The organism is Secundilactobacillus folii (assembly GCF_009720675.1).
GTDB lineage: Bacteria > Bacillota > Bacilli > Lactobacillales > Lactobacillaceae > Secundilactobacillus > Secundilactobacillus folii.
The window spans coordinates 156035-172476 of the sequence record NZ_WNJO01000001.1 but is presented as its reverse complement, the minus strand read 5'-3'; the positions used below and the strand labels follow the sequence as shown (position 1 = coordinate 172476).

16 protein-coding genes are annotated in these 16442 nt (G+C 44.6%); 15 read left to right on the top strand and 1 reads right to left on the bottom strand.

What is annotated here, in order from left to right; genetic code table 11:
* Positions 1-199 precede the first annotated feature (199 nt).
* Genes GM612_RS00830 through GM612_RS00815 form a run of 4 tightly spaced genes read left to right on the top strand, consistent with a single transcriptional unit; the run spans position 200 to position 4797 of the window.
* Positions 200-1414: a CCA tRNA nucleotidyltransferase gene (locus tag GM612_RS00830; protein ID WP_155430481.1), complete on the top strand. Its 1215-nt coding sequence runs from the start codon at positions 200-202 to the stop codon at positions 1412-1414.
* Positions 1415-1418: 4 nt separating this feature from the next.
* Complete coding sequence (locus GM612_RS00825) at positions 1419-3311, top strand: ABC-F family ATP-binding cassette domain-containing protein (RefSeq protein ID WP_155430480.1); 1893 nt, start codon at positions 1419-1421, stop codon at positions 3309-3311.
* Between the two features lie 31 nt (positions 3312-3342).
* Positions 3343-4293, top strand: coding sequence for a thymidylate synthase (locus tag GM612_RS00820; protein WP_155430479.1), 951 nt, complete (start codon positions 3343-3345; stop codon positions 4291-4293).
* A gap of 9 nt (positions 4294-4302) precedes the next feature.
* Positions 4303-4797, top strand: a complete 495-nt coding sequence (locus GM612_RS00815) for a dihydrofolate reductase (RefSeq protein ID WP_155430478.1) — start codon at positions 4303-4305, stop codon at positions 4795-4797.
* A 167-nt stretch (positions 4798-4964) separates the two neighbouring features.
* Here the strand turns inward: GM612_RS00815 and trhA are convergent, their stop codons facing one another.
* Entirely contained in the window at positions 4965-5603 is a 639-nt protein-coding gene (trhA, locus tag GM612_RS00810; RefSeq protein WP_155430649.1) for a PAQR family membrane homeostasis protein TrhA, read from the bottom strand.
* 234 nt (positions 5604-5837) lie between these two features.
* On the opposite strand from trhA, the gene GM612_RS00805 reads away from it, so the two are divergent.
* From GM612_RS00805 to hslU, 11 genes are all read left to right on the top strand, one after another.
* Positions 5838-6683: a DegV family protein gene (locus tag GM612_RS00805; RefSeq protein ID WP_155430477.1), complete on the top strand. Its 846-nt coding sequence runs from the start codon at positions 5838-5840 to the stop codon at positions 6681-6683.
* An 83-nt stretch (positions 6684-6766) separates the two neighbouring features.
* On the top strand, positions 6767-7684 hold the full coding sequence (locus GM612_RS00800) for a GDSL-type esterase/lipase family protein (RefSeq protein WP_155430476.1): 918 nt from the start codon (positions 6767-6769) through the stop codon (positions 7682-7684).
* Between the two features lie 21 nt (positions 7685-7705).
* The gene (locus tag GM612_RS00795) at positions 7706-8341 is read left to right on the top strand and encodes a YpmS family protein (protein WP_155430475.1); all 636 of its coding nucleotides are present in this window, start codon (positions 7706-7708) and stop codon (positions 8339-8341) included.
* Positions 8342-8360: 19 nt separating this feature from the next.
* A complete protein-coding gene (locus GM612_RS00790; protein ID WP_155430474.1) occupies positions 8361-8585 on the top strand; it encodes a YozE family protein in 225 nt (74 codons plus the stop codon).
* Between the two features lie 16 nt (positions 8586-8601).
* Positions 8602-9456, top strand: coding sequence for a ribosome biogenesis GTPase YlqF (ylqF, locus tag GM612_RS00785; RefSeq protein WP_155430473.1), 855 nt, complete (start codon positions 8602-8604; stop codon positions 9454-9456).
* Positions 9443-10222, top strand: coding sequence for a ribonuclease HII (locus tag GM612_RS00780; protein WP_155430472.1), 780 nt, complete (start codon positions 9443-9445; stop codon positions 10220-10222). Before ylqF ends, GM612_RS00780 begins: the two co-directional genes overlap by 14 nt.
* A 42-nt stretch (positions 10223-10264) precedes the next feature.
* Positions 10265-11149, top strand: coding sequence for a DNA-processing protein DprA (gene dprA / locus GM612_RS00775; protein WP_155430471.1), 885 nt, complete (start codon positions 10265-10267; stop codon positions 11147-11149).
* Between the two features lie 169 nt (positions 11150-11318).
* Positions 11319-13418: a type I DNA topoisomerase gene (gene topA / locus GM612_RS00770; protein WP_155430470.1), complete on the top strand. Its 2100-nt coding sequence runs from the start codon at positions 11319-11321 to the stop codon at positions 13416-13418.
* 76 nt (positions 13419-13494) lie between these two features.
* Positions 13495-14421: a tyrosine recombinase XerC gene (gene xerC / locus GM612_RS00765; RefSeq protein WP_425500317.1), complete on the top strand. Its 927-nt coding sequence runs from the start codon at positions 13495-13497 to the stop codon at positions 14419-14421.
* 20 nt (positions 14422-14441) lie between these two features.
* The gene (hslV, locus tag GM612_RS00760) at positions 14442-14984 is read left to right on the top strand and encodes an ATP-dependent protease subunit HslV (protein WP_155430468.1); all 543 of its coding nucleotides are present in this window, start codon (positions 14442-14444) and stop codon (positions 14982-14984) included.
* Between the two features lie 33 nt (positions 14985-15017).
* The gene (hslU, locus tag GM612_RS00755; RefSeq protein WP_155430467.1) at positions 15018-16430 is read left to right on the top strand and encodes an ATP-dependent protease ATPase subunit HslU; all 1413 of its coding nucleotides are present in this window, start codon (positions 15018-15020) and stop codon (positions 16428-16430) included.
* The last annotated feature ends 12 nt before the right edge of the window (positions 16431-16442 follow it).

The window sequence follows — 16442 nt, the reverse complement described above, 5'->3', positions numbered from 1 at the left end:
TCGAACGGCCGAATTTTTTCTTCTACACTATTTGTCACATTGATCCCTCCCAACTGTATTTGTTATCTGCATGGCTATTCGTTCATTATCATATCATATTCAAATCGCTAGCAGTTGGTTCTGTTTCCGTTATCTGGTAAACTGAAATAGACTGAAAATTGAATCTAATTATCTAACTCAAATAAAGGGTCGATTAAAAATGAAAATTGAAACACTTCCAGAAGAATTTGTTAAGGCGCAGCCAATCATTGACACAATTGAAGCTGCCGGTTTTGAGGCCTATTACGTTGGCGGGTCAGTGAGAGACACTTTGCTGGGGTTACCAATTCATGATGTGGACATTGCCACAAGTGCCTATCCGCAAGAGGTCAAATCATTGTTTAAACGGACTGTGGATACTGGCATTGAACACGGTACCGTTATGATTCTGGATCACGGAACGGGGTATGAAACCACTACGTTTCGAACTGAATCGGGTTATCAAGATTATCGGCGACCCGACTCGGTTCAATTTGTGCGCTCCTTAAAAGAGGACCTAAACCGTCGTGATTTCACGATCAATGCGCTGGCCTTGAAGACTGATGGGACGATCATCGATTATTTTGATGGTCTAGACGACTTGAAAGCGGAGCGTATTCGAGCAGTTGGTGACCCTGAAAAACGCTTTAACGAAGACGCTTTGCGCATGATGCGAGCCGTGCGATTTGCTAGTCAGCTCAACTTCGTCATTGACCCAGCGACAGTTACAGGAATTGAACATCATGGCCAGTTGCTGACCAAAATTGCGGTGGAAAGAATTCACGTTGAATTTGTTAAATTACTTCTTGGCAAATGGCCGGCCAAGGGACTTGACGTCTTTCTTCAAACGGGTTTATACCAGTACTGTCCTGACTTTGACCAATACCGAGATCAATTGAGTCAACTACAACATCAACTGAAAACCGGAATGAGTAGCGAGACGGCTGTATGGACCTTAATAGCAAGCAAATTATCACTGACGGGTAACCAGATCGACCGCTTGTTAAAGGACTGGAAATCAGCGAACCAGTTGATCTCAGATACCCGAACAGCGGTGAAGGCTGTGAGGGCAATACAAGCGGGCAGTGTGGATGACTGGACACTGTATCAAACTGGGAGACAGCTTCTGTCGGTCGCAAATGAAGTGGCAGGTCAACTTGGAACGACCCGATATGTTACAAAAGAACTGATAACGGCTTACGAAAACTTGTCGATTCATTCGAAGAAAGAGTTGGAAATTGGCGGTCAAGATTTAATGGCAGCGGGTATTAAGCCGGGTCCACAATTAGGGCAGGCGCTTGATTATATTGAACGGCAAGTGGTAGATGGTCACTTAGCAAATCAGAGCAGTGATTTAAAAGCAGCTGCAATCAATTATTTAAACGAGAAAGCGTGACAAGATGCAAACATTACGAGCAGAAGGGTTAACCCGGACATACGGTGAAAAAACGCTATTTGATTCGGTTAACTTTATTATTAACGAAAACGATCGAATCGGATTGATTGGCACCAATGGGAGTGGTAAGACCTCGTTATTGAATACCTTAGCAGGTCTCGCACAATATGATGGTGAGATCATTACCCCAAACGATTATTCAATTGCCTATTTAAAGCAGGAACCAGAATTTAACGACCAAAAGACTGTGATGGACGCCGTTTTTTCTGGTTCTCAAAAGGTGTTTAAAATCATTCGGCACTATGAAGACGTTTTGGCAGCTTACAGTCAAGACCCAGAAAATGAACAAAAACAACAGCAGTACATGGATGCTGAAGCACAGATGAATGAGGCTGATGCCTGGAATGCTGAAAGCGACGTCAAAACTATTTTGACTCAGTTGCACATCACTGACCTTAACCAGCAGATGGGGACATTGTCAGGTGGTCAGCGGAAGCGAGTCGGCTTGGCTCAAGTCTTGATTCAAGCACCGGATCTCTTGTTGTTGGATGAACCGACCAACCACTTGGACTTCGACTCAATTGACTGGCTGCAAAATTACCTGGCCAATTATAAAGGTGCTTTACTTGTTGTGACTCATGACCGTTACTTTTTGGATCAAGTTGCCAATCATATTTGGGAACTGTCCTTTGGGCGGCTGTTTAACTATGATGGTAATTACCAAGACTACGTGGCTCAAAAAGCGGAACGTGTTGAACAAGAGACCGCTAAGGAGCATAAACAGCAACGGCTCTATAAACAAGAGCTTGCCTGGATGCGCACTGGGGCAAAAGCGCGTTCGACCAAGCAGCAGGCTCGGATCAACCGGTTTAATGAAATCAAAGAAACCGTTGGGACAACGCCCAGCGAACAAGACGTCTCAATCGATCTAGGTCAGTCGCGGTTGGGCAAACAGGTCATCGAATTAAAGGACGCCAATTTAACCTTAGATGATCACCTGATTTTAAAAGATTTCAGCTTGTTAGTGCAGGCGGGTGACCGGATTGGCATCAGTGGTGAAAATGGTGCCGGGAAAACCACGCTGCTGAACGTTTTGGCACAGCGGCTACCGTTGGATTCCGGGACGATCACAATTGGCGAAACGGTTAAAATGGCCTATTATACGCAACGAACCGAGCCGATTCCAGGCGATAAGCGCATCATCAACTATCTCAGTGAAGTCGGGCAACACGTGACGGATAAAAATGGCGATTCAATCTCTGTCTCGGAGTTGCTAGAAGAATTTTTGTTTCCACGTTTCATGCACGGAACGTTGATTCGCAAGCTGTCCGGGGGCGAAAAGCGCCGACTGTATTTGCTCAAATTATTGATGGGTCAGCCAAACGTTTTGTTTCTTGATGAACCGACTAACGATTTGGATATCTCCACCTTGACCGTGCTGGAAGATTACGTCAAACACTTTAACGGCACCGTGATCACCGTTTCTCATGACCGTTATTTTCTGGATAAAGTAGCTGACAAACTGTTAATTTTTGATGGTAACGGCCGCATCGAACGTTACAGTGGCCTGTTTACCGACTATTTAGCGCAGCAAAAACAGCCAGTACAGTCAAGCGGCAGTAATAAAAAAACGGCTGTTAAGGTTTCTAATGAAACTGATAAGCCCGCTAAAAAGCAAAAGACCAAGCTGACTTACAAGGAACAGCAGGAATGGGACGGCATCGAGGACGAAATTGACGCTTTGGAAAATAAAAAATCAGATTTGCAGTCACAAATGAACCAAAACGGCGATAATTATGATAAATTAGCTACATTACAAGCTGAGTTCGAAGCCACAGATCATGAACTGGATGAAAAAATGGCTCGTTGGGATTACCTTAGCCAGTATGCAGAATAACTGGTCAAAAAGTGATAGGAGAGGTTGTACAATGTTAGAAGACGCTTACTTAAACTTGGAACGCTTCGTATTAGAAAATGGTCACCATAAAAGTGACCGGACGGGAACGGGGACCATTTCCACATTTGGCTATCAGATGCGCTTTGATCTGAGTCAAGGATTTCCACTATTGACGACTAAAAAAGTGCCCTTTGGCCTGATCAAGAGTGAGTTGCTATGGTTTTTACACGGTGACACCAACATTCAATTTTTACTCAAACATCATAATCATATCTGGGACGAATGGGCGTTTAAAAACTTTGTGCAATCCGCTGATTACCACGGCCCTGACATGACTGATTTTGGTCGGCGTTCCCTGGTTGATGCAGAGTTTAATAAGGATTATAAGCGCGAAATGAACGCGTTTTGTGAACGGATCGTCAGCGACGACGCGTTTGCGGCTAAGTATGGGACGCTTGGCAACGTTTATGGTGCTCAGTGGCGCGCTTGGAAGACCAGTAAGGGAGAAACAATTGATCAATTGAGTAACGTCATCGACACCATCCGGACGCATCCCGACTCAAGACGAATGATCGTAACGGCCTGGAATCCAGAAGATGTTCCCAGCATGGCGTTACCACCGTGCCACACCATGTTCCAATTTTACGTGAACGACGGCAAATTGAGTTGTCAACTCTATCAGCGTTCGGCAGATATTTTCTTGGGTGTCCCGTTCAACATTGCCAGTTACGCACTTTTGACTAACTTAATTGCAAAAGAAGTTGGCTTGAAACCCGGTGAATTTGTTCATACGCTTGGTGATGCTCACATTTATAGCAACCACATTGAACAAGTTAAGACGCAGCTGTCACGCAAGCCAGCCCCAGCTCCGCAACTCGTTTTAAATCCTGATAAATCAAGCATTTTTGATTATGATATGACTGACATCAGCGTTAAAAACTATCATCCAGCAGCACCAATCAAAGCCCCAGTGGCTGTATAGGAGCAAATCATGATTTTTATTTGGGCAGAAGACCAGCATCACGCAATCGGTCATAAAGGACAGCTACCCTGGCATTTACCTGCCGACATGGCCTTTTTTAAGCAGACCACAACTGGTCATACACTCGTCTCAGGCAGTCGAACGTTTGCTAGTTACAAGAAGCCGTTGCCAAACCGTAAAAACGTGGTTCTCACGACCCGAACGGAAACTGATTATCCCAGCAATGTGACCGTTTTGCACAGCGTGGACGATGTCGTAGCTTATGAGCATGCTCACCCCAATGAAAAGGTAATCATTAGTGGCGGAGCCAAGGTCTTCAAAAGCTTGTTACCATACGTTGATACGCTGATTCGAACGCGGGTTCAGCACACGTTTAAAGCTGACACTTACATGCCGGAAATTGACTATGACCAATTTCAGCTCGTGAGCTCGACCTCGCACCCGGCAGATGAAAAAAATCAGTATGGCTTAACGTTTGAGCGTTGGGAACGTAAACAGCACTAGTAAATGTCGCGATGGCCTAATTGGATTCGTAAAACAATAAAGTAGCGTTAAGTTCGCACGTGCGAGACTTAACGCTACTTTAATTTTATAGATTTCTTCACTTATAATGGAAATTTAAATGTTTATTTCAGTAAGAATTTTCAGAAAACGCCGACGATTCTAATGATTTAAGCGTATAACAGAACTGAAAAATACATGAGAGCGGTTCCCAGCAAAACAAATAAATGCCAAATAACGTGGCCAAATTTAATGCCTTTAAAACTATAGATAACTGCTCCCACGGTAAACGCAACGCCCCCGAGAACCAGCAGGGTAAAGCCTGGAATTCCAAGCCCGTTATAGAGTTGCTTGAAACCAAGGACACAAAACCAGCCCATAACCACGTAAATAATAGTTGAAACTTTTTGGTATTTGCCCAGCCATATCGATTTGTAGATGACCCCCAGAATTGCCATGACCCAGATGACGCTGAAAATGACCCATCCCAGCGTTCCTTTGATCACTACCAAGCAGTATGGTGTATAAGTGCCGGCAATCAACAAATAAATGGCGGAATGGTCAAAGATTTGGAAGAGGTGGCTGGCGCGGGTAAAGTACAGGCTGTGAAAGAGCGTCGATGCCAGGTAAAAAATCACCAGCAGCGCACCATAAATTGAAAATGCGGTAATGCGCATGGCGCCACCTTCGTGAACTGCTCTGATTACTAGGATGACTAAGCCGGCAATGGCTAAAGCGACCCCAATACCGTGGGTCACAGAATTCAGAACTTCGTTAATAATTTGATAGCGACGAGATTCCTTTGGCATCGCTGTCAGATGTTTTGGATGAATCACACGTCATACCTCCCAGAGTAAATTGATGGCTGATCAACTGCAATATGTACGTTAAAGTTGACTGGCATAAGCCTTGAAAGGGCGATTCGTTGCCTTGTTACACATTGGTTCATCTGCTATACTATTTACGAATCGTTTTCATGGAACAAAGATAATTGTAGCATGAAAACACCTACAATGGGGAAGAAAGCGTGGTTATAATCAATCATGGCAACTGTTAAAATTGTAACAGATTCTTCGGCTGGCTTGACCGACGAGGAAGTTGAAAAGTACCACATTACGATCGTTCCTTTAACGGTTATGATCGATGATGTCGTTTACGTGGAACGGCACACTATCACCAATGAAGAATTCATTAATAAAATGGAACACTCCAAGTCGTTTCCTAAGACTAGCCAGCCGCCGTTGGGAGACTTTATTAAGGTCTTTGATGAGTTAGGTGCTGATGGCAGTCCGGTGGTTTGTTTGAACATGTTGGAGGCTATCAGCGGTACGGTTCACACTGCAGAACAGGCAGCCAAAATTTCCAAGTCTGACGTGACGGTGGTCGATAGTGGCACAACTGATCGGGCACTAGCTTTCCAGTGTATAGAGGCCGCTAAATTAGCCGAAAAGGGTGCTTCTGTGGACGAGGTCGTGGCTGGTACAAAGCGTGTGCAGGCACACACCCGCCTGTACATGGGCGTGATGACCCTTGATAATCTGGTTAAGGGCGGTCGAATCAATCGCATGACGGGTGCAATCTCAAACTTGTTAAACATTAAAATCGTTTTACAGGTTGGGGATGGCCAACTCAACATTCGTACTAAGGGTCGTGGGATGAAGACCATTGACAGATTTTACGACCAAGTTTATGAACAGATGAAAAATACCCCGAATATCAAGGCTATCGGGATCTCGCACGTTCACGCGGAACCGATGGTCGAAAAATTGGTGTCACATATCCAACCAATGTTCCCAGATATTCATATTCTGGTTCGTGAAACCGTGCCGATCATTGCAACTCACGGTGGACCTGGGGCGTTTGCACTAGTGTATTATTTTGACGATTAATTGAGAGTTGAATCCGATAATTAGCTGATGAGATGGCCAAGCGACCATCTCATTTGTTATCTTTAAAGTGAAGGGGTTTTAAAATGCGACGTTTGTATAAATTTATAATTGGCATCGTAGTTGTTCTGGCCGTCCTTGCAGGTGGCTGGTTTTGGTGGCAGTCTCAGCAGACCAGTTCATCAATGCCAGCAGCAGTAAAAAGGGTAATCAAGCCACGAACGGTGCGGATCGTAGCAGTGGGAGATTCACTGACCCAAGGGATTGGCTACGATAATGATCATCAAGGTTACTTACCGATTTTAAAACAGGCATTGAATAAAAAGTACTACGTCAAAACTGGAACTGCTAATTATGGCATTGGTGGTCAGCGCAGTGATCAAATTGATAAGCGAATTCGTCAAAATACTAAATTGCGGCAAAGCATGCGGCGTGCTAATATTGTCACATTAACTGCCGGTGGGAATGATCTGTTGCAAAATCTCGAGAAAAACATTCTGGTCAGCAGCGATTCTCAGTTAACCAAGAAAATGGCGCCATTAAAGACCCAATATCAGCAGAAACTGACCAATATGATACGTGACGTGCGGACAGTTAATCCTCGCGCTCAGATTTACTTGTTTGGTATTTATAATCCGGTTTACGTTTACTTTACAAATGCTAAGATGATCAGTACGCAGGTCAATCAATGGAACCGTGTCAACCAAACTGTGGCTGAAACAATGCCACGAACGTATTTTGTGAACGTCAACCAACAGTTAACGTATGGCCAGTATCAATCAGCCAGTGCACAGGCCAAATTACAAACTGAGGATCGCTCTAATAATCAAGCCTTTGTAGATCCCACAAAAGTTGAGAAATTACTCCAGACGCAGGACAGTAAGGAAAAGAACGCTTACCTGTCTACGCACGACCATTTCCACCCAAATCGAAAGGGTTATCAGGTAATGGCCAATAAGCTCATGCAGGCCATATCTAAGCATGTAACTTGGCGGAGCCGGTAATTTAAATATTGAGGTGACATTTTGAAAGAAACCACGAGTCGACAGCAACATCGCAGCACGCAAACAGTTTCAAAAAGAGGCTTTAACCCCTGGAAATGGTGGTTTATTGCGCTGGTGATAGTCTTAGTATTAGGAATTGGGTTCACCGCGGTGAAAATCTATTCAGCACCAAAAGTGACGACGACCCAAACCGCCCAGAAACCAACGGCAGCTAGTTTTAACGTCAATTTAAATAAACAGCAGCTTAACGCCATGGCAGCTTACTATCTAAATCGCTACCAAAATGAGAGTCAGAAAAAAGTTACTTATAAGTTTGAAGTCAACGATGATGTGGTCATTACTGGGCAGACTAAATTACTGGGATTACCAGTCAACTTTGGGCTATCATTAACGCCAAAAGTGCTTGCCAATGGCGATGTGCAACTGACAGCTAAGAAATTGGCCGTGGGTCAGTTAAACGTACCTGTGAAAACGGTGATGAGTTACATCCGTTCCCAGTATAATCTGCCCAACTGGGTCGAATTGAACACCAAACAAAAAACAATTACCATGAATCTTCATCAGTTCAGAACTAAGGGGGTCCAGTACCGCGCTGAAAAGATTGATATGGCGGGTGCCGGTCACTTTGAATTTAAAGTCTTAGTACCAAAGACGTAATCATAAAGGGGGATTATTGATGCGACAAAGTTTTTATCAATTCCTGATGACGCAGCGCAATCCAGAAGATTATGAACCGGTAGCAGAATTTGCTAATAACGCATTTTACGATCAGAGCTTTCCAAAGCAGGAGACGCATTTTGATCCATTATCTAAGTATTTAGAGGAAAATGCTTCGTATCTGCCTTCCATGACGGTGTTTGATGAGGCGTGGAGAATGTATCAAGAGTGCGATCAAGACTAGCAGAAAGGAGTCATTTATGGCAACAATTCAATGGTTTCCAGGTCACATGGCAAAGGCCATCCGTCAGCTGGAAGAAAATTTACACGTGGTAGATATTGTGTTTGAACTGGTGGACGCACGAATTCCACAGTCATCGCGTAATCCAGAAATTGAACGCATTATTAAGGATAAGCCACACCTGATCATTATGACTAAAAGCGACTTGGCTGACCCAGAACAGACTAAAAACTGGATCAAATCGTTTAAAAAGGGTGGTTTACCAGCGATTGCGGTGGACTCAAAAGCTAACATTACCACTAAAACTATTACTCATATTACCCAGGACATTCTGGGTGATAAGTTGGTCCACGAAGAACAAAAAGGGTTGAAAGAACGACCAATTCGTGCGATTACAGTTGGAATTCCGAACGTCGGTAAATCCACCTTACTTAACCGTTTAGTCAACAAGCGTGCAGCTCAAGTTGGTGACCGGCCAGGAGTGACCAAGGGGCAGCAGTGGCTGCGTTCATCGTCGAAATTACAACTACTGGATACTCCAGGCATTTTATGGCCCAAGTTCGAAGATGAAGAGACTGGCCAGGCATTAGCATTGACCGGGGCAATTAAGGATCAGCGATTTGCTAGCGATGATGTGGCACTATACGCACTGAAATTTTTCCGACGGTATTATCCGCAAGCGCTGATCACTCGCTATAAATTAAGTGAAGCAGATTTTGCTTTGAGTGATGTTGATCTTCTATTAAAATTGACCAAACAATTTGGGATGAAAGATGATTACGAAAGGGCAAGTAACCGTCTTATTTTGGACGTTCGGAAGGGTAAACTTGGCCGTTACACATTGAATCGAATGGGGGCTGATGACCTTGAGTAAAGCGCCTTCGATCAGTACACTTCGCCAAGCATTCAAAATGGTCACTTCGACTAATGACTCGCTGTTTAACCAGTATGCTGATGATCCAAGGGTTGGTGTTCAAAGGTTGATTCAAGCCACTCATCAGCGACTGGCAAAATTAGCCGTTGAAAAGCGCGCTTTTAAGCAGCGCTTTTTTTATGAGCAACAGGCGCGACAAAAAGGCTATCAATGCATCGCGGGGATCGATGAAGTGGGCCGTGGACCGTTAGCTGGCCCAGTTGTCTCGTGCGCCATCGTTTTGCCGGCAGACTTTGACGTGATTGAGGTTAACGATTCTAAACAGTTGTCGGATCATCAACGAGAAACGCTTTACCCTCAAATTTTAAATGAAGCCGTTTCAGTCGGTATTGGCGTGGTCTCAAATCAGCAGATCGACCAGTTGAATATCTATCAGGCAACGCGAGTAGCAATGCTGACCGCTGTGAAGCAGCTTCAAGTTCACCCAGATCAACTGCTGATTGATGCCATGCAAATTGATTCACCAATCCCTCAGCTTAAACTAATCCACGGCGACGCCAAAAGTGTCTCAATTGGGGCTGCCAGTATTGTCGCAAAGGTTTTTCGAGATCATTTAATGCAGACTTACGATGTCATGTATCCTGGATATGGATTCACGCACAATGCGGGTTATGGCACAAAAGCCCATTTACAGGGGCTAGACAGTCTGGGGCCTTGTCCGATTCACCGTCAAACCTTTGCACCGGTGTCGAACTATTTTAACTGATTTCTCGTAGTTATTTTTAAAAGAAACTACGAGGTGGCATCAGTGAATCTAAATCAATTTTTGCTCCGACTGCATTTAACACCCGGTATCGGGATCAAGGGTCGTTATTTAGTTGCCCAGTGGCTGGCTGCGAACCCAGGGCGGTTAAAGGGTCTATTGCCCCAAGAAATCAGTGAGATTGCCGGCTTAACCAGTCGAACTCGAAAACTTTTTGAGACGAGTTTTATGAGTCGCAAGGTCACTCAAGAGTTAGAAAGACATGAGCAAGAAACCAAGTATCTCACCATGTTCGACCCTCAATACCCGCTAATGCTTCAGGAAAGTTGGTTACCGCCAGTCGTTTTATTTTACCAGGGCAACCTCGATCTACTGAACGCAGATCGCTTACTGAGTATTGTGGGGAGCCGCGAAAACAGCCAATATTCACAGACAACGTTACGGGACATCCTGCCCGAACTGATTCAAGAAAAGATTGTCATCGTTTCTGGCTTGGCCACCGGTGTTGATAGTCTCAGTCACCAACTGACGTTACGGGAAGGTGGCCATACGATTGGGGTGATTGCGACCGGATTAAATCTCAGTTATCCAGCTAGCAGTCAGCGTCTACAGCAGTATATGGCTAAACACGAGCTCGTTTTATCCGAATACCCGCTGGACGAAGTCGGTAAAAAATACCACTTTGTTGAACGAAATCGAATTATCGCAGGTTTAAGCCAAGCTACAGTGGTCGTTCAGGCTCGCCAAAAAAGTGGCAGCTTGATCACCGCTAATTTAGCCCTGCAAAATAATCGTGAAGTTATGGCTTTTCCTGGCCGGATAGATGACCCGCTTTCTACGGGCTGTAATCAATTAATTCAAGCGGGTGCAAAGGCCGTTTTGACCGCTAAAGATATTTTGGAGGAATACCCGCCTAGACAGGTGGTATAGGCCAGATTCGTTGATTTGTATGACCCCTAACCGACATCAATATTCGGTATATAATAGAAGATTCTCAAATCTTTCTTAGTTGACAATCCAAATTTAATGAAATATGATGTGAAAGATTTAGTATTAACAAATCACTAAATATTGAGAACTCGTTAAAAGGGGTAATTGGATGGCAACATCAACGAAAAAAAGTAAAAAGCGAAAGCCTCAAAAAAAATTGGTGATCGTGGAATCACCAGCAAAAGCAAAAACCATTGAAAAATATTTGGGGCGGACGTATAAGGTCATGGCTAGTTTAGGTCATGTGCGTGACCTGCCAAAAAGTAAAATGGGTGTCGATGTAGACAATGATTACGATCCACACTACATCTCCATCCGTGGTAAGGGTGACGTGATTAAAGAGTTACGCTCCGAGGCCAAAAAAGCCAAGCAAGTCTACCTGGCAGCTGACCCGGACCGTGAAGGCGAATCGATTGCCTGGCACCTGTCTCACTTACTTAACTTAGATCCGAAGGCTAAAAACCGGGTCGTTTTTAATGAAATCACAAAGGATGCGGTAAAGGACGCCTTTAAGTCCCCGCGCAGTATTGATATGGACCTAGTTGACGCTCAACAGGCGCGTCGAATTCTCGACCGGTTAGTGGGTTATTCGATCTCACCGCTGCTTTGGAAAAAAGTTAAAAAGGGACTTAGTGCTGGCCGAGTGCAATCGATCGCGCTCAAGCTGATTATTGACCGTGAAAACGAAATTAAGGCCTTTGTGCCTGAAGAGTATTGGACGATCGATTCTGAATTTAAACTCAAACGCACCAAGTTCAACGCTAGTTTTTATGGTTTAAAAGGTAAGAAACATCCGTTGCCGGACAACGATGAGGTTCAAAAAGTACTCGCCCAGTTGGATCGTGACAAACCATTTGACGTTACTAAGGTTACTCGCAAGGAACGTCGTCGGACCCCACAACCACCGTTTACCACTTCGGCAATGCAACAGGAAGCCAATAAACGGCTAAATTTCCGAACTCGCAAGACCATGATGGCCGCTCAGCAGCTCTACGAAGGTATCAATATCGGTAAGGAAGGCTCACAGGGGCTAATTACCTATATGCGGACTGATTCAACCCGAATCTCGGTGATTGCCAAGCACGAAGCGTCGTCATTTATTCACGAAAAATACGGCGCCGAATACGCTGCCACTAAGCCAATCAAAGGTAAATTACCTGAGGGTGCCCAAGATGCTCACGAAGCAATTCGGCCATCATCTGTTTACCGAACTCCTGCCGATTTAAAGCAGTATCTGACCAATGATCAGTACAAACTGTACTCGTTGATCTGGAACCGGTTCATGGCAAGTCAAATGACCAACGCAGTGATGGATACCATGGCTGTGACTATCGAACAAAACGGTGTAACTTTTAAAGCTAATGGTTCAAAGCTTAAGTTTGAAGGTTTCTTAAAACTCTATAAGGATGGCAAGGAAAAGGATAATCTTTTGCCTGACTTAAAAGAGGGCGATCAGGTGAAACTCGCTAAGACTGATCCGGCGCAACACTTTACTCAGCCGCCTGCCCGTTATTCAGAAGCTAACTTGATCAAAGCGCTGGAAGAAAACGGTGTCGGTCGGCCATCAACTTACGCGCCAACGCTGGATACGATTCAAAGACGGTATTACGTCAAATTAGTTGGCCGCCGTTTTGAACCCACTGAACTGGGAGAAATCGTCAACTCGATCATTCAAGACTATTTCCCAGACATCGTTGACATCGGCTTTACTGCTGGTTTAGAAAAGGAACTTGATGGTATCGAAGAAGGCGATCAAAACTGGGTCAAAGTGGTGGACAGTTTCTACAAACCATTCTCTCATGAAGTGAGCCACGCTCAAGATACGATCGAAAAGATTCAGATCAAGGATGAACCAGCTGGATTTGACTGCGATATCTGTGGTGCACCAATGGTGGTAAAAATGGGCCGTTACGGGAAGTTCTACGCTTGTTCCCGTTTTCCTGACTGTCGCAATACAAAACCGATCGTCAAGGAAATTGGTGTGATCTGTCCGAAGTGTCATGAAGGTCAAGTCATCGAACGTAAATCGAAGAAGAACCGGTTATTTTACGGTTGTTCTCGATATCCGGACTGTGATTTCGTTAGTTGGGACAAACCAGTAGGACGCGACTGTCCAAAAGATGGTCATTTCCTTGTCGAGAAGAAGATCAAGGGTGGCATTCAAGTCGTTTGTCCAAACGGTGATTATGAAGAAGCTATTCAAAAATAAGTTACAAATAGATTAAGTTTGACCAACCTTGACCAAATGTATTGCATCAGGGTTGGTTTTTTGTTAAATTACCATCATGGAGGCGATTTACATGGCAACACCAGTCCAATTGTTTATCACCTACCTGGAAAGTGAACGGCAGTATTCGGCGGATACGGTGAAGGCCTACCGCGAAGATCTGCAGGCGTTTCAAAGCTTCTTAAGCAATACTGGTGGTAACGCCGACCTCAAGCAAGTTACCAAGTTGGACGTTCAAGTTTACCTCAGTCAACTTTACGATGACCATAAAGCGCGTACGACCATTGCCCGCAAAATTTCGAGTTTACGTTCGTTCTACGATTTTTTGATTCGCGAAGATCTGATGCAAACGAACCCGTTTGCTTACGTCACCCTTAAAAAGCGGCCAGCACCTTTACCCCGTTTTTTCTACGAGAAAGAAATGACTGCGCTGTTTAAGGCGGCAACGCAAAATCCCAATTCTCAGCTTGCTGAGCGGGACAGTGCGATTTTGGAAGTGCTATACGGCACAGGCATTCGGGTGAGCGAGTGTTGTGGGTTAACGTTAGCCGATGTTGATTTTGACGGTCAGTTAATGCTGATTCATGGGAAGGGTAATAAAGAACGCTACGTGCCATTCGGTCATTATGCAAAGGACGCCCTTGAAAAGTACCTATCAGGAGCCCGAAAAGCACTTATGGAGCGGTTTCACAAGCAGCATGAGGTGGTGTTCATCAACCACTACGGGGATCCAATCACGTCAACTGGTGTTGAGTATGTGTTGAATCAAATGATTGCCAGAAGCAGTTTAACGGGTGACATTCATCCGCACATGTTGCGGCATACATTTGCAACGCATTTGCTTAACCACGGGGCTGATTTAAGGACGGTGCAAGAGTTACTGGGTCACAGCAGTTTGTCGACGACCCAGATTTACACTCATGTAACTAAGTCCCAGCTGCAACGCGATTACCGACGTTACTTTCCACGTGCCACTCATGATTAAAGAAAGCAGGGGTATAACAGATGCCAGTTAAATTTGAAGCAACAACCATTGTTGCGGTACGCCATAACGGCCACAACGCCATGGCCGGTGACGGTCAAGTTACGATGGGTGAAAAAGTGATTATGAAGGGTACCGCACACAAGGTTCGCCGCATCTACAACGATCAAGTGGTCGTTGGCTTTGCCGGCAGTGTTGCGGACGCTTTTAAACTTGAAGAAAAATTTGAATCCCGATTAAACGAATTCAGTGGCAACCTTGAACGGGCAGCCGTTGAATTAGCACAGGATTGGCGTTCTGATCAGAACCTGCAAAAGCTAGAAGCGCTGTTGATCGTCATGAACGATAAGGATATGTTACTGGTTTCAGGTTCTGGCGAAGTTATCGCACCAGACGATGACATTTTAGCCATCGGATCAGGCGGTAACTTCGCCCAGGCGGCAGCGGTTGCTTTACACCACCACGCACCAGATATGTCGGCTCGTGAAATTGCCGAAACTGCCATCGGAATTGCCGGGGACATCGATATTTTCACCAACCACAACATTATTTCAGAAGAATTATAAACGCATAGACTGAATAGAAAGTAGGGATTCAATTTGGACCCAATTACAAAAACACCACGCGAAATTGTGTCACTGCTTGACCAGTACATCATTGGCCAAGACGAGGCGAAAAAGTCGATTGCCATTGCACTTCGTAATCGTTATCGTCGTATGCAGCTGTCGCAGGACATGCAAGATGAGATCACACCTAAAAACATGCTGATGATTGGACCGACTGGGGTTGGTAAAACTGAACTTGCCCGCCGTCTCGCCAAGATCGTAAAAGCACCGTTCGTGAAAGTTGAAGCTACCAAGTTCACTGAAGTTGGCTACGTTGGTGGCGACGTTGAATCAATGGTTCGTAACTTAGTCGACGTTTCGGTGAAAATGGAGAAGGACTCGCAGTTCGAAAACGTTCGGGCGGAAGCTACTAAACGGGCTAATAACCGGTTAGTGAAATTGCTGGTACCAGGTAAAAAGCCCAAGCAAAATCAGCAAGCAGATTTCTCTAACCTGATGAACATGTTTTCTCAGTTACAACAGGGTAAAGCACCGGCAGCTGATCAGCCAACAGAAGAAGTCACTGACGAGGTCAAAAACCAACGTATGTCAGTGTCTGACCAGCTTGCTAATGGCTTGCTGGAAAATCAGGAAGTTGAAATAGAGATGGATGATCCGCAACAAGCAATGGCTGGCAATAACCCGATGATGAACCAGATGGGCATCGATTTGAGCGATACGCTGGGTCAAATGATGCCCAAACGGCGTGTTAAACGAAATATGCCGGTTTCTGAAGCGCGGGAAGTTCTGATCCAGGAAGAATCTGAAACCTTAGTTAACGAAGGTGACATCAATCACGATGCCATCAAACGGGCGCAAGATACTGGCATCATTTTCATAGATGAGATTGATAAAATTACCTCAAAGTCACAGCAAAATAGTGGTGAGGTTTCTCGTGAAGGTGTTCAACGCGATATTTTACCGATTGTTGAAGGTACTCAAGTTCAAACGAAGTATGGGGCAATTAATACGGATCACATTCTGTTCATTGCTGCTGGTGCATTTTCCGAAAGCAAACCAAGTGACCTAATTGCCGAACTGCAAGGTCGCTTCCCAATTCGTGTTGAACTCGAAGAACTGAGCCAAGAAGACTTCGTGAAGATCTTAACTGAGCCTAATAATGCTTTGATCAAGCAGTATATTGCTTTGATTGGCACTGATAACGTGAAGGTCACCTTTACTATCGAAGCCATCAATCGAATTGCTGAACTGGCATATCAGTTGAACCATGAAAACCAAAATATTGGTGCTCGTCGATTACACACCGTCTTGGAAAAATTACTAGAAGACCTGTTGTATGAGGGACCTGACATGCAGATGGGTGATATTACCATTACTGAAAACTACGTTAATGATAAAATTGGTAACATCGTTAAGAATAAAGATTTGTCTCGCTACATTCTCTAATGTTAAATCGAG

Coding starts and splice junctions, on each gene's coding strand:
- GM612_RS00830 (WP_155430481.1), top strand. CDS start 200: ATGAAAATTGAAACACTTCCAGAAGAATTTGTTAAGGCGCAGCCAATC.
- GM612_RS00825 (WP_155430480.1), top strand. CDS start 1,419: ATGCAAACATTACGAGCAGAAGGGTTAACCCGGACATACGGTGAAAAA.
- GM612_RS00820 (WP_155430479.1), top strand. CDS start 3,343: ATGTTAGAAGACGCTTACTTAAACTTGGAACGCTTCGTATTAGAAAAT.
- GM612_RS00815 (WP_155430478.1), top strand. CDS start 4,303: ATGATTTTTATTTGGGCAGAAGACCAGCATCACGCAATCGGTCATAAA.
- trhA (WP_155430649.1), bottom strand. CDS start 5,603: ATGCCAAAGGAATCTCGTCGCTATCAAATTATTAACGAAGTTCTGAAT.
- GM612_RS00805 (WP_155430477.1), top strand. CDS start 5,838: ATGGCAACTGTTAAAATTGTAACAGATTCTTCGGCTGGCTTGACCGAC.
- GM612_RS00800 (WP_155430476.1), top strand. CDS start 6,767: ATGCGACGTTTGTATAAATTTATAATTGGCATCGTAGTTGTTCTGGCC.
- GM612_RS00790 (WP_155430474.1), top strand. CDS start 8,361: ATGCGACAAAGTTTTTATCAATTCCTGATGACGCAGCGCAATCCAGAA.
- ylqF (WP_155430473.1), top strand. CDS start 8,602: ATGGCAACAATTCAATGGTTTCCAGGTCACATGGCAAAGGCCATCCGT.
- GM612_RS00780 (WP_155430472.1), top strand. CDS start 9,443: ATGACCTTGAGTAAAGCGCCTTCGATCAGTACACTTCGCCAAGCATTC.
- topA (WP_155430470.1), top strand. CDS start 11,319: ATGGCAACATCAACGAAAAAAAGTAAAAAGCGAAAGCCTCAAAAAAAA.
- xerC (WP_425500317.1), top strand. CDS start 13,495: ATGGAGGCGATTTACATGGCAACACCAGTCCAATTGTTTATCACCTAC.
- hslV (WP_155430468.1), top strand. CDS start 14,442: ATGCCAGTTAAATTTGAAGCAACAACCATTGTTGCGGTACGCCATAAC.